A 13,337-nucleotide genomic window follows, 5' to 3' on the forward strand; every position below is an offset into this window, starting at 1 on the left:
TGGCTATTACAGCTTCATGGTTTAAACCTGTGCTTAAATTATATACACTGCGCGCTGTTTTTAATGAGGTGCTGTGTGCTGCTAATTCTACTGAGTTGTTTATTTGTATTGGTGATGTATTTAGAGTCGCTTTCGAAGGGAATGCCTGTAAAACGTTGGATGTTTTTAGGGGGCGTGCTTGGGCCCATTGCTTGGTGTTTGTTTAATGTGCACTACCGCCGTGCTTTTGTTCGCCATGTTGGCCGTCAGGCATGTGGTTGGCGCCCTTAATTAACGTTTACACTCCTGATTAAACTTGGAGCTGATTTAGTGAGTTGGCTTTTCAAAAATGCGGTAAATTCAGGGTGTGACAATGGTTTTGAGTAATAATAACCTTGCACCGTTTGACACTTTAATTCTTTTAACATCTCTACTTGTTTAGCTTGTTCAACCCCTTCGGCAACAACATGTAACTCTAGGTTGTGTGCGATGGTAACGATTGAGTCAACCATGTTCCGGCCCCGCTCAGTCTGCATATCATCAATAAATGCTTTATCAACTTTAAGCGTGTTTAGTGGAAACTGTTTTAGATAGGCGAGGGATGAATAACCGGTGCCAAAGTCATCCATCGCTAAGTGAATGCCTCTAGCACTTAATGAGCGCATGACTGCAATGGCTTCTTGCGGGTCATCCATTACGGTGCCTTCGGTAATTTCGAGTTCGAGAAAATAAGAGGGCAACTCGTTCTTTTGTAATATTAAATCAATGCGAGTGGTTAAGTCGGGTAAACTAAATTGCTTAGCGGATAAGTTCACCGCAACACGGCCATTAAAGAGGCCTTGATCTATCCAGTTTTTCACATCGCGACAGGCTTTATTTAAGACCACTTCACCAATTTCAATAATTTGCCCTGTTTCTTCGGCAATCGGAATAAAGACGCCCGGGCTTATAATCCCCTTTTTAGGAGTGATAAAGCGGACGAGTGCTTCCATGCCATCGAGTTTACCGGTGTGAATATTCATTTTCGGTTGGTAATAGACTTCGAAATGATCCTCTTTTAATCCGTAGCGCATTAAGTTTTCAATTTGTAAGCGCTTTACCGCCTCACGGTTCATTGTGTCATTAAAGAATAAGTAGCTGTTGCCTTTTTTCTTTGCGTGATACATCGCAGTATCGGCATTTTTTAGCAATAGCTCGGGGGTATTACCGTCTTCTGGAAACAGCACGATTCCGACACTTGAGGTAATTACCAGCTCATGGCCTGCCATATTAAAAGGGGTGGCAATTGCGGCTAAAAATAGTTTAGCCATCCGTGTGATGGTATGAATGTCGTTAGTGCCCGACATAACCAGTGCAAATTCATCACCACCCAATCGATAAAACACATCTTTCTCGCGAGTGAGTTTATTTAAACGCATTGCCAGTTTAGCTAGGAGACTGTCACCTAGTTGATGACCTAATGAGTCATTAATTTTTTTAAAGTTGTCTAGGTCAAACACTAAAAGAGCATGGTGATTGTCTTGCTTTGCGAGTTTTTTTAAATTGGTGAAAAATAAGTTTCGGTTAGGCAAGCCGGTCGTCCGGTCTCTGTTTGATAGGTTATGTAATTGAGACTCCGCTTTTTTACGCTCGGTTTGATCAGAATAGACAACCACGTAATTACAAATTTGATTATGCTCATTTTTAATTTCATCAATTGAAATTTCAATGGGTAATAATTGACGTTGAGCATTTTTAAGTTTGACTTCTTGTTGCCAATGTTCGGTGGCTTTTACGGTGGCTTTAATTTCGTCGACATAACTTTGGTCGTAGCCAAGCAGTGCAAAATCTTTCTTTAAATACTGTTCACGGCTGCCGCCAAACAGAGTTAAAAAGCTCGGGTTTAAATCAACAAGCTTAAAGTTTTTGTCGTAGATAGCAATTGCATCAGTCAGCGATTCAACACATTTAGCAAATAGGTTTAAACGGGCTTCTGTTGATTTTAGCTGTGAAATATCTCTGACAGTGCCTGTCATTCGTAAGGGGTTTAGGTTGGTATCTTTTTCGATAATTTTTCCACGGTCTAATACCCAGTGCCAGCGATCAAAACTATCTTTAATTCGGTAACTTGCTTCGAAAAATGCAGTGTGTTCTGCAAAATGTCTTTTGAGTGCATTTTCAACGTGTGGTAAATCATGTGGGTGAATAAGGTCTCGATTAGGAGGGAAGCCGTTGGCGTTATTCGTATCTGTGGTGTATTTATCGTTGATACGTATTACTTCGCCCGTTTTTATGTTCCAGTCCCATAGGGTATCACCACTGCCTTCTACGGTACTTTTTAGTCGATGTTCAGAGATTCGCAGCTGATGTCGAGAACGCTTTAGTTTGTAAATGACAAATAGCAAATATGGCAGCAAGAGCATCATAATTGTGCTTGGGATCAGCAACAGTGTACTTTGCTCAAGCTCTATCGGGCTTGCAGAAGCAGAAAAAACATCCGCCATACTCATTATTAAAAAAGTAGAAATCATTTTTATTATTTTTATCATTAATGAAATACCTTAATTCGCACCAGATAATTTAATCTAAGCTCACGAACGAGTCAAAGAGAATGAGAAGAAAGGTTGGCTTTTGCTGGTTTTTTGAGCTTTGGCTCACTTAAAAGTTCGATTCTAGGCCGGTTTTCAGAAAAGATCTCAATAATATATTGCTGCATATCCTCAAGACTCAGCGCATCAAGCTCAGCGATCAGTTGTTGTTGCATATTAAACTCAGTATCGCGGTTACCAATTGCCAGCCATAAACGTTGTGAGCGAAGTCGTAAGTTTTTGTCTTTTTCTGCAATATGTGTGACGAGTCCCGCTTTTGTTTGAAGCCATTGCTGCTCATCAACAGTGGGGATCTGTGCGACAAAATTACTAATAAATTGCTGGTGGCGTTTGAGTATCTCATCAGCGTTGTGTTTAGGCGATTGCACATAAAACGCAATGCCAGCGCGTGTGTTGAATGGGGCATAACCAGCACCCACTAAATAGCCAAGCTGCTGTTTTGTTCTTAGCTCGTTAAAGTAGTCTTGATTGATAAGGTGATTAAGCACCATCATTTTAACTTTTTCTGTGGTGTCATCGGTTAATGCTTGGTAATAAAGCACCATCGCGTGGTCGTTGCAATTGAGTGTGATACGTTGGTGTTCTACTTCGGTAACATCGTTTAGTGGCCGTGTTAAATCGATAATAGTGGTACTGCCAGCGAGGTGATCAACGATTTGCTTTTGAAATTTAAGTGCATCGCTGCGCTGCCAATTGCCATGTAAAAATGACTCAACATGCAAGGCTTTAAAAAACTCAGTTCTAAAGCAGTTGAATTGGTGGAAACTGGTATCTTTTAGCGCCTGAGCAAGTGCATTGGGCTCAGGGTTCCACGGCATAATTTGCGCCCCTAAAATACTGAATAGCTCACTGACGGGTTTGTTTTGATTACTGTTACGCCAATGCCTAACAAGCTGTTTTTTATACTCGGCAAAGCGCTTTGCGCAAATATCGACATTAAACAGTGCTTCGAGTAATTCGTTGACTAAAGTGAGCTGACTTGAAGATAAACCGGCTGTGTGCAGTGTAAGCCCTCCCTGATGCGAGGTTAAATGATAGCTCAGCCCAGCCAGTTCGGCTGGATAAAACTGCTCTGCCACACTGTCCATAAAAAGGTCTGCAAACAGGCGCGTTAGCGCCATGTGTTTTACGTCTTTAATTGCGTAGTGAGAATCCATCGCTAAATAAAAATGCCCTTTAGCAACGCGGAAAGTCGCGTCTTGCTTAAACCAAAAATCAAACCCTTCTTGTTTCACAAGTAGTTCAGGCGCTTTTTTGGGAGTGTCTAGCGGTAACAGTTCAACCTCTTTGGTTAAATAAGGGTTAGCGCAAGGCAGACACATTTCAGGTAAGGGCGTGTTTATTTCACTTAATGCTTCTAACCAGCATGGCGATATATCTTCGATTTTATAAGGTGTATTGTACCAAGCGGTAGTATGTTCTGGCTCAACATCGGGGTGAATGAGCACCAATCGCATATTATCTGGGGTTAACCATTGCATCGCAATTTCATGGGCGCAACGATTAAAGCCTTCCATTAAATAATCGCCTTGTACGTAATTTTCTTCATCGTAATGCTGCATGTTAATGCTTAAATTACTAACCCAGTCGATGAGGCGTGCTTTTTCTTGGTTATCAAAGGCAATTTGTAACAGGTTCTTTTTATCTTGATAAAGCCTGGGAAGTTTGGCGCAGTTTTGATTAATTAAACAGATATACTCGAATACCATTTCGACAATATCTTCATAGTATTCAATACCTTCATCTGTAAGAGCTACGCTGATATTAAAATCTTTAAAGTTACTGCCATTAATACCGCCACCAGCAGAAAGAGCATTGATCCAACCTTGTTCTTTTAAAATTGAATACAACGAGCCCTTGCCCTCATAGCCAAGCAAGTGAGCAATAAAACTAACCGTTTTATGGCGATAAAAATCGTCAATGTTGGGCATAGCAAAACTGATGATGAGCTTTTGCATATGTTTGTGCGGTTCAATGTGTAAAACTTTGCCCAAATCTTGTTTGCGATAAAGGGGAGGCTCGATGATCTCTTTACTCTTTGCTTGCCCTTTAATATCGCTAAAATACTGCTTAACCCAGTCAGTCATCGTGGCAATATCGGCGTTACTGCAAATAACTAAAGTCATCCATTGTGCTTGGTAATGACGGTTGAAAAATGCGCGCAGTTCTTCGCTAATACAGCCCTCACGGTCTGCTAATGTGTGTTGATTACCCACCGAAAACTTAGCAAAAGGGTGTGCTGGGTTTACCGTTTCTTTATGCGCTTGATAAATACGGCGTCCGTCGTCTTTAATTTTTAATTTAAATTCAGCGTCAATTGCATTGCGCTCTTTGGTGGTTTCTTTTGGACTGAGTAAGGGGGCAATAAAAAAACGACTAAATTGCGCGAGTGCATCTGAAAACTGTTGATTATTGATGTCAAAAAAGTAGCAAGAATGCTCGGTGCCAGTCCAGGCGTTCGTGCTGCCACCTGATTGTGAAACAAAGTTCGAAAAGGCACCAGACTCGGGATATAAATCAGTCCCTAAAAAAAGCATATGCTCTAAAAAATGAGCCAGACCTTGTCTATCAAGGGGATCGTCGAAGTGACCCGCATTAACAGCCATAGAAGCCGCTGATTTTGTTGACTCTAGGTCTTGCACTAAAAGCACTTTTAGACCATTGTCCAGTGTTAGGGGCTGGTATGTTCTGTTATCATTGCGGCTGATATTCAAAAGATTCTCCTGAAAGAATGCGTTAATGTCCTAACAACAGATGATAATCTCAGGAACGCTAAAGGCACAGCAACGAAAATCTACCTGAATATCATAAGCGGATGTTTAATCTATCTTGTGATGATATTCTAATATAGCTAACAATCAAGCAAACTGGCTACTGTTTTATATTCTTTAATTGGTTGATTTTTTATGAAAACAATCTTAATCATGCGCCATGGCGAAGCAACGCCTATGCAAGCAGATGATGCAGCAAGACAATTGACGCCAACGGGTCAACAAGAAGCCAGTAGGATGGGGAAGTGGTTAGCATGTCATTATAAACCAGACGCTTTGTTGGTAAGTCCGTACTTACGTGCCCAGCAAACGGCTGAGAATGCAACACACAATATTCCGTTACTCTACAAAGAAACGTGTCGCGACATTACTCCCGACGGTGTACCACAAGTGGCTACTGATTATTTAGAAACGTTAATCGCGATGCATCCACAGTGTAATACTTGGCTAGTCGTCGCTCATATGCCGATCGTGAGTTATTTAGTTGATCAATTGAGCCCTGGTAATATGCCTATTTTTAATACGGGTGCTGTAGCAGTCATTGAATATGATGAAACGAAACAGCGAAGCCACTACTTAAGTATTCACTCGCCAAATAACGTCGAAATATAGCAGTATGTCTGTTAAATTACTGTCACTGTTAACTATTTAATACATACTATGACAATTGAACGATTACAAACAGGTGCGCGAATGAGCCGCATCGTTAAGCATAACGGCACGGTGTACTTATGTGGGCAGGTGTGCGCTGATGCAGAAAAAGGCATTGCTGAACAAACGCAAACTATGCTCGATAAAGTTGAAACTCTGCTAATTGAAGCCGGTAGCAGCAAAGAGCATATGTTAAGCGCCACCCTCTATCTTAAAAGCATGGAATACTTTGCCGATATGAATGCAGTGTGGGATGCATGGGTACCTGAAGGCCATGCCCCCGCGCGTGCCTGTGTTGAAGCTAAAATGGCGCGTGACGCGCTACTTGTTGAGATTTCAGTTGTTGCAGCCGTTAAGTAACGAGCAACGAATTAACAAGATGATTGCTGATTTTAACCAGCAGTCATCTCGTCAAATTAGTACTTTGCCTGCTTGGCATTTTTGCGATAATGAGGTGGATGCCAATGAATGCGCTGACCTTGTTCTGCAAGGAGTCAAGCGAGCGACCACCTCATCACTGTATTGGTTTGAAGCTAATAACGAGGCGCTCCCTCGGGTTGGTGACTTGGCTATTTTTACGAACTGGCAAGGGCGGCCGCTTGGCATTATTGAAACCACCTCTGTTGTTATCACCCCTTATAATCAAATTACCGAAGCGTATGCCGCGTTAGAAGGCGAGGGCGATAAAAGTCTTCGTTATTGGCAACAAGTGCATTGGCCATACTACCAGCGAGAATTACACGGCACAGCTTATTCACGTCATCCTGAGATGCCCTTAGTGTGCGAGCAATTTCAGTTAGTTTTTAAGGAGTCATCATGAGTTCAAATCCCGTTGTGCTTATTACTGGTGGTGGGCGTGGTATTGGCGCAGCAACAGCTAAACTATTTGCCAAGCATGGCTATGATGTGTGCATTAACTATAAATCAGACCAACAAAGCGCCGAACAAGTTGCCAAAGAAATCGAAAAGCAAGGGGTTAAAGCGCACACCTTTCAGGCAGATGTGGCTGATGAGCAACAAGTAATGGCTATGTTTGCTGCACTTGATAGCACGGTGTCACGCTTAGATATACTGGTTAACAATGCTGCGATGATGAAGCCACAAATGTCACTTTTAGAAATGGACGCGGCGCGTATTAATGCTATTTTGAGCTGTAATGTGACAGGGGCATTTTTATGTGCGCGAGAAGCTATAAAGCGAATGCACAAAGGCAGTATTGTTAATGTGTCATCGGGGGCTTCACGGACAGGTTCAGCGAATGAGTATTTAGATTATGCTGCCTCAAAAGGCGCACTTGATACCTTTACCATAGGCCTTGCAAAAGAAATCGCCAGTATGGGAATTCGTGTTAATGCTGTAAGGCCCGGCTTAATTTATACCGACATGCACCGTGATGGTGGTGAAGCTAATCGCGTAGACCGCTTAAAAAGTAAATTACCACTCGGGCGAGGCGGTGAGGCTGATGAGGTCGCCAAAGCCATTTATTTTTTGGCCTCAGAGCATGCATCGTTTACCACAGGCAGTTTTGTGGATGTATCTGGTGGGCTGTAAGACTTAAAGTAAAATGCTTAACCAAACAGTAAAACTTATAACGCTCAGTGTGGTTGATATGACGACAGCACTTGCGAGCGTTGCTTGATGTTGTTTTATTTGGTTCGCTATTAAATACGCATTCACTCCTAATGGCGACGCACTGAGCAATACCAGTACAGTCATCAAAGAGTGTTCAAGGTTGAAAACCTGAGTTGCAAAAAAGTACACACTACATGGTAAGACTACGAGCTTAATGATGGTTGCGATAAGGGATGCTTGCCAGTTATCTGCCACCTTATAAAACGCTAAATTTGCGCCTAACACAAACAGTGCGCAGGCAATAGCTGGCTTGGCAAGTAAGCTCAAACCATTCACCAAATCGTGATAAAGCGTTACACCCAATAAGTTAATCGCAAGGCCGCTGCTTATACTTAGAACCACAGGATTCAGTAACATATTTTTCGCGAAGGCTCGCCATGAAAAGGTTTGCTGCGATTTTGCACTCAATAGAAAAGTCAGTGTAAACAGTAAAGCGCTGTGAAAGGTAATGATCATAAACACAATCCCAACCATTTGCTGCCCAAGTGCGGCGATAATAATTGGTAGCCCGACTAGTACGGTATTAGAGTAGCTACTACCCAGCGCAAACACGGCATGGCGAGATGCGGCTGATTGCTTATAAATTACATAGCGATCAAGTAAATACCCGAGTGCGTAGATTGCTAATACCGGAATATAAAAGCTTAAAAATCCAGCAATACTAACGCTACTATGTAAATCTGCTTGCGCCATATTGACAAATAAAAATGCCGGAACGCTAATATAAAAAGTAAATTTACTGAGGCCTGCGATGTGTTCTTTCGATAAAAATCGGCTACGACTACTAATGTAGCCACTTAGCACGATAAAAATCAGTGGAAAGATGATCGAAAAAATATGCACTTGTGGCCTTATTAAAGTGACGTTAACGTCGGAATTCGTCACTTTGCGGAAGGTTAATTAAAATAAGTACTGCGCCTTTACCGCCAAATTCAAGCGGGGCTTGGTGCATAGCAATAACATCGGGATGTTGCACTAAATACTGCGGTACTTTGTGTTTTAAAATACGCTCACCAATCCCATGCACGATACACGCGCAGTAGTAATGTTGTTTTTTACATTCGTGAATCAGTCCTGCAAGCTCATCTTTGGCAAGTTCTTTATTTAACCCATGTAAATCAAGGGTTAGCTCAGGTACGTAGTCACCACGACGCAGTTGTTTTGCCAAGTAGGAATCATGCCCTGGTTTGACATAGCTTACAGTGCCGTGCGTATCAATATCTGGCACATATTCGTCTGAAAAGAAAAATTCTGACTGATGTTGCTTTTTTTGCTGGGAAAATTGCTTCGCTTGTGACACTTTAGGCTTGTTAGTAAATCGGATAGTGTCTTGTTTAAATGCTTTGGCACCACTGATACTCTGACGAAATAAGTCTATATCGTCAGTGCTGATGTGATTGTTGTCGTGGGGATCTTTTTTCATGGCGGCAGTCTAAACAAAAAAACGCTAAAAATCGAGTAAAAAGCAATTGAAAAGACGGTACAATACGCGTCAGAACAGACTTTGAAAGTTAAGGAACATACATGAACCATTTCCAAATAGAAGACGCAATTTTAGACGAGGCAATTGCTGAACTTTCAACGTTGCACGATTGGTTACGTTGGACAACCAGTCAATTCGCGAGCAGTGGTATTTTCTTTGGCCACGGCACAGATAACGCATGGGATGAAGCGGTCAGCTTATTGCTACCAGCACTAAGTTTACCTGTTGATGCACCTAAAGAGCTAATGCATGCGCGTTTAACGAGCACTGAAAAAAATCGTTTAGCAGCATTAATCGCTGAACGTATTAACGATTGCACGCCAGTGCCTTATTTAACAAATATTGCCTGGTTTGCCGGCATGCCATTTTATGTTGATGAGCGTGTATTGATTCCGCGTTCACCTTTTGCTGAGCTAATTAACAACCGGTTTGCTCCTTGGCTTGAAGAGCCTGAGTCGGTAACCCGCATTCTTGATTTATGCACAGGCTCTGCATGTATCGCCATTGCGCTTGCACAAGCTTTTGAAGACGCGCAAGTTGATGCAGTCGATATTTCGTATGAAGCCTTAGAAGTTGCTGATATTAATATTAGTGATTACATGCTTAATGAGCGTGTATTACCTATTCAGTCAGACGTATTTAGCGGTGTGCCAGGACAAAAATATGACCTGATCGTTGCTAACCCGCCTTATGTTGATGCTGAAGACATGGCCGACTTACCGCGCGAATTCCACCATGAGCCAGAGCTTGGTTTAGCATCGGGCCATGATGGACTTGACGTCACTCGTACCATTTTAGCTGAAGCAGCAGAGCATCTAACTGATAACGGTTTGTTATTTGTCGAAGTTGGTAACTCTATGGTACATATGGATGCACTGTACCCAGGCGCGCCGTTTGAATGGATTGAATTCGAACAAGGTGGCTTAGGCGTATTTGTGATAAGCAAACAACAGCTTGTTAATTATTTCGCCGATTAATAGCGAATTTAAAAGCCGAGCCTTAGGGCTCGGTCTCAGTAGCCAGGAATGAGGAAAGTTAATGGCAGGTAATAGCATAGGGCAGTTATTTAAGGTGTCCACCTTTGGTGAGAGCCACGGCGTTGCATTAGGCGGCGTTGTTGATGGCACACCAGCAGGCCTTGAAATTAGTGAGGCCGATTTACAAATTGACTTAGATCGTCGTAAACCAGGGCAAAGTCGTTATACAACACAGCGCCGTGAAAGTGACGAAGTCAAAATTCTTTCAGGTGTATTTGAAGGTAAAACCACAGGCACAAGTATTGGTTTACTGATTGAAAACACCGATCAACGTTCAAAAGACTACGGTAAAATCGCTGACGTATTTCGCCCAGGTCATGGTGATTACACCTACTGGCATAAATACGGTATCCGCGATTATCGTGGCGGTGGTCGCTCATCAGCTCGAGAAACCGCGATTCGTGTGGCGGCAGGAGCGATTGCTAAAAAATATTTAAAGCAATTTCATGGTATTGAAGTACGTGCATGTTTAAGTCAGCTTGGGCCTATTAAAGCCGAAAACTATAACTGGGATGAAGTAGAAAACAATGCGTTTTTCTTCCCCGATACCAGTAAATTAGACGCGCTTGATGAGTACATGCGTGAGCTTAAAAAGCAGGGTGATTCGGTAGGCGCTAAAGTGAAAGTAGTCGCTAAGAATGTGCCTGTTGGCTTAGGTGAGCCAGTATTTGATCGTCTTGATGCTGAGCTTGCGCACTCACTTATGAGCATCAACGCGGTAAAAGGTGTTGAGATTGGTGATGGCTTTGATGTCGTTGAGCAAAAAGGCTCAGAGCACCGTGATGAGCTGACCCCAGATGGTTTTACATCAAATCACGCGGGGGGAGTGCTTGCGGGTATCTCGACAGGACAAGATATTATTGCGTCTATCGCGCTAAAACCAACGTCAAGCATTACGATTCCGGGTAACAGTATAAATACCAGCAACGAAGCCGTTGAAATGATCACCAAAGGTCGTCACGACCCGTGTGTGGGTATTCGTGCAATCCCCATCGCCGAGGCGATGATGGCGATTACCTTAATGGACCATTTATTACGCCAGCGTGGCCAAAACCCCCATGTTAGCCACGAGCATGGGCCAATCAAAGGCTCAATCTAAAAGTATCTATTTAGAAAAAGTAATGAGCGCGATAGCTTTCAAGCCATCGCGCTTTTTTGTGTTTTAATTTAAAATTTTAACAGAGGCAACAAGCTGTTTTTTTGATCAGTCCATTCTGCAAGTTGATAATTCCCGTAGTGCTTTATAGGCGATAAGTCACTAATAGAAACATCATTTAAAAAAGTGTGATTACTGGTTAATACCACCCAGTCAGAGCCCAGAGATTTTAAGCCACGCCCTTGATAACTGTACTTTATTAACGTTTTATCAAAATGCTGGCTGTGTGCTTGTAATACGGGCAATAAATCGATGTGGTTATTGGAAATATGCACGATCAGCACGCCATTTTCATTGAGTCTTTGCCAATAGAGCGACATAGCTTCTCGAGTGAGTAAGTGCGCGGGAATAACATCACTTGAAAAAGCATCAATGATTAACACATCAAATGTTTCTTGATGATTTTTTTGAAGCGCAATTCGACCATCACCTATGGTTACTCTCACATTGGCTTTACTGCTATTTAAATAAGAAAAATAATTCTTTGCCATGTCATGCACTGCAGGATTGAGTTCAAAAAAATGGAGGCGGTCACCTTGACCCACAAACTTTGCGAGTACACCAGCTCCTAAACCAATGACACCTATGTTTAATGCGCCCTGTTGTTTTAAAATCGTGAGAGATTTAGCAACACCCGTATGTTGATGATAATAACTTTGACCAAGGAATTGATTATTATCAAGTGGCTCTGCGCCATGGATGGTTGTGCCATCTATTAAGCGCCTTTCTTTTATTGTATTGGTATTAATATCTTTTACTGTGAGGTAACCGTAAAAATTGCGGCTCGTAGCAACATTATACTGATTAAAGTTTACGGCTAAGAAACAATAGCATGAGAGCCATACAACAGCGGTTGCAACGAGGGTGTACTTAATGTGTTTATTACCTGTTTGGGTTTTAAATTGGCAATAGCAAATAAAGCTAAAAATAACAGCTAACCCCAGTAGATACTCATCAAGTTGCACGAAAAGTAAAGGAGCAATCATGGTACTGCTAAGTGAACCTAGCACACCTCCTAGGGCAATATAAAAGTAAAAAGTGGTTAATTGAGCGTTATCAGGGGCTGTACTTCTTAGTTCACCATGACACACCATGCAGGCGGTTAATAAGATAGCGCAATACATAATGAGTTGAGCTAGTGCGCTAAATTGGCTGCCAAAATAAAACATTAACAGTCCAGCAAACACTGCAAATACAAACGTATACGCCCACACATAACGCTGATAATTTACTTTATTGGCAAACGTATAACTAAAAGTGAGTAGGTAAATCACCAGTGGCAAGGACCAAAGTAATGGCATTGGTGGAATATTAGTACTGATCATATGTGTTGTTGACACTAACATCGCGGTACTTAAGGCACTCAAAATAATCCAGATTGATTTTCCTTGTGATAGCTTTGCACTATTCGCTAACTGAGGTTTTCGGGCTACTTTAAGGTCTTTTTTTAGCAAAAACGCCATTATTAATAGTAATAAGGCACAGTAGCAGAGTAGCCCAAAAAGCCAATATGACTTTTGCTGCTCTAGCGAAAACAGTAATTCAAATATAAATGGGTAACTCATTAACGCCATTAAAGAGCCTAGGTTTGAAATAGAATACCAATGGTACGGAACATGTCTTGCAAAGACTTGGATATACCAACGCTGTAAAAGCACACTGGTTGCGCTAAGTAGCATAAAAATAGGGCCTATTTCTCGCAATAAATGCACAAATACAGCGAGAGTTGGAGGCCAATCAGTGAAGTGAAAAATTTCGTTTTGTAAGTAAATAACCAGTGTTGCAATGATAACCAATAACAGGTGAGTAACTACTTGTAATGTAATCGTGTACCGACTGATATAGTGTGCATAAAAATAACCAAGCAATAGCATTGTTTGATAAAACACTAAGCTGGCTGACCAGACAGAGGCACCTCCACCAAAGTGAGGTAAAAGTTGCTTTGAGAGCAGAGGCTGAATTTGAAAAAGTAAAAAAGCACTGATGAAAATAGTGGCGATTGATAAAAGTTTATACATTGTTTTTGTTACCTATTGAAAG

General features: G+C 41.8%; 12 protein-coding genes. 7 read left to right on the forward strand and 5 right to left on the reverse strand.

The window, feature by feature from the left end; all coding sequences use genetic code 11:
* Positions 1-75 precede the first annotated feature (75 nt).
* Positions 76-270 carry a hypothetical protein gene (locus tag GZH31_RS04915; RefSeq protein ID WP_036969956.1) on the forward strand — a complete coding sequence of 65 codons (195 nt, stop codon included), beginning with the start codon at positions 76-78 and terminating at the stop codon, positions 268-270.
* On the opposite strand, the gene GZH31_RS04920 is transcribed toward GZH31_RS04915, so the two are convergent.
* Both GZH31_RS04920 and GZH31_RS04925 read right to left on the reverse strand, forming a co-directional pair.
* A complete protein-coding gene (locus tag GZH31_RS04920; protein ID WP_371915642.1) occupies positions 267-2,384 on the reverse strand; it encodes a putative bifunctional diguanylate cyclase/phosphodiesterase in 2,118 nt (705 codons plus the stop codon). The genes GZH31_RS04915 and GZH31_RS04920 overlap by 4 nt on opposite strands.
* Positions 2,385-2,560: 176 nt before the next feature.
* A complete protein-coding gene (locus GZH31_RS04925; RefSeq protein ID WP_118844107.1) occupies positions 2,561-5,281 on the reverse strand; it encodes an insulinase family protein in 2,721 nt (906 codons plus the stop codon).
* A gap of 192 nt (positions 5,282-5,473) precedes the next feature.
* Between GZH31_RS04925 and sixA the strand changes: the two genes are divergently transcribed.
* The 4 genes from sixA to GZH31_RS04945 are packed head-to-tail and all read left to right on the forward strand — an operon-like array spanning position 5,474 to position 7,540.
* A complete protein-coding gene (gene sixA / locus GZH31_RS04930) occupies positions 5,474-5,950 on the forward strand; it encodes a phosphohistidine phosphatase SixA (protein WP_036969950.1) in 477 nt (158 codons plus the stop codon).
* A 48-nt stretch (positions 5,951-5,998) separates the two neighbouring features.
* Positions 5,999-6,349: a RidA family protein gene (locus GZH31_RS04935; protein ID WP_065978777.1), complete on the forward strand. Its 351-nt coding sequence runs from the start codon at positions 5,999-6,001 to the stop codon at positions 6,347-6,349.
* A 19-nt stretch (positions 6,350-6,368) separates the two neighbouring features.
* A complete protein-coding gene (locus tag GZH31_RS04940) occupies positions 6,369-6,809 on the forward strand; it encodes an ASCH domain-containing protein (RefSeq protein ID WP_075593883.1) in 441 nt (146 codons plus the stop codon).
* Positions 6,806-7,540, forward strand: a complete 735-nt coding sequence (locus GZH31_RS04945) for an SDR family oxidoreductase (protein WP_074988650.1) — start codon at positions 6,806-6,808, stop codon at positions 7,538-7,540. The genes GZH31_RS04940 and GZH31_RS04945 overlap by 4 nt, the downstream gene beginning before the upstream one ends.
* A 3-nt stretch (positions 7,541-7,543) precedes the next feature.
* Here the strand turns inward: GZH31_RS04945 and GZH31_RS04950 are convergent, their stop codons facing one another.
* Complete coding sequence (locus GZH31_RS04950) at positions 7,544-8,464, reverse strand: AEC family transporter (RefSeq protein WP_065978780.1); 921 nt, start codon at positions 8,462-8,464, stop codon at positions 7,544-7,546.
* A 22-nt stretch (positions 8,465-8,486) separates the two neighbouring features.
* Positions 8,487-9,044: an endonuclease SmrB gene (gene smrB / locus GZH31_RS04955; RefSeq protein WP_036969939.1), complete on the reverse strand. Its 558-nt coding sequence runs from the start codon at positions 9,042-9,044 to the stop codon at positions 8,487-8,489.
* A gap of 101 nt (positions 9,045-9,145) precedes the next feature.
* Between smrB and prmB the strand changes: the two genes are divergently transcribed.
* Positions 9,146-10,081 carry a 50S ribosomal protein L3 N(5)-glutamine methyltransferase gene (prmB, locus tag GZH31_RS04960; RefSeq protein ID WP_065978781.1) on the forward strand — a complete coding sequence of 312 codons (936 nt, stop codon included), beginning with the start codon at positions 9,146-9,148 and terminating at the stop codon, positions 10,079-10,081.
* 61 nt (positions 10,082-10,142) lie between these two features.
* Positions 10,143-11,240, forward strand: a complete 1,098-nt coding sequence (gene aroC / locus GZH31_RS04965; protein WP_036969935.1) for a chorismate synthase — start codon at positions 10,143-10,145, stop codon at positions 11,238-11,240.
* 68 nt (positions 11,241-11,308) lie between these two features.
* Here the strand turns inward: aroC and GZH31_RS04970 are convergent, their stop codons facing one another.
* Complete coding sequence (locus GZH31_RS04970) at positions 11,309-13,315, reverse strand: fused MFS/spermidine synthase (RefSeq protein ID WP_075593886.1); 2,007 nt, start codon at positions 13,313-13,315, stop codon at positions 11,309-11,311.
* Positions 13,316-13,337 lie beyond the last annotated feature (22 nt).

The sequence above is a fragment of the Pseudoalteromonas sp. JSTW genome, assembly GCF_013423925.1.
GTDB classification, from domain to species: Bacteria; Pseudomonadota; Gammaproteobacteria; order Enterobacterales; family Alteromonadaceae; genus Pseudoalteromonas; species Pseudoalteromonas lipolytica.

Excerpts from the sequence above, each read along its gene's own strand:
- GZH31_RS04920 (WP_371915642.1), bottom strand. The coding sequence starts at position 2,384 with ATGATGCTCTTGCTGCCATATTTGCTATTTGTCATTTACAAACTAAAG.
- sixA (WP_036969950.1), top strand. The coding sequence starts at position 5,474 with ATGAAAACAATCTTAATCATGCGCCATGGCGAAGCAACGCCTATGCAA.
- GZH31_RS04935 (WP_065978777.1), top strand. The coding sequence starts at position 5,999 with ATGACAATTGAACGATTACAAACAGGTGCGCGAATGAGCCGCATCGTT.
- GZH31_RS04940 (WP_075593883.1), top strand. The coding sequence starts at position 6,369 with ATGATTGCTGATTTTAACCAGCAGTCATCTCGTCAAATTAGTACTTTG.
- GZH31_RS04945 (WP_074988650.1), top strand. The coding sequence starts at position 6,806 with ATGAGTTCAAATCCCGTTGTGCTTATTACTGGTGGTGGGCGTGGTATT.
- smrB (WP_036969939.1), bottom strand. The coding sequence starts at position 9,044 with ATGAAAAAAGATCCCCACGACAACAATCACATCAGCACTGACGATATA.
- prmB (WP_065978781.1), top strand. The coding sequence starts at position 9,146 with ATGAACCATTTCCAAATAGAAGACGCAATTTTAGACGAGGCAATTGCT.
- aroC (WP_036969935.1), top strand. The coding sequence starts at position 10,143 with ATGGCAGGTAATAGCATAGGGCAGTTATTTAAGGTGTCCACCTTTGGT.
- GZH31_RS04970 (WP_075593886.1), bottom strand. The coding sequence starts at position 13,315 with ATGTATAAACTTTTATCAATCGCCACTATTTTCATCAGTGCTTTTTTA.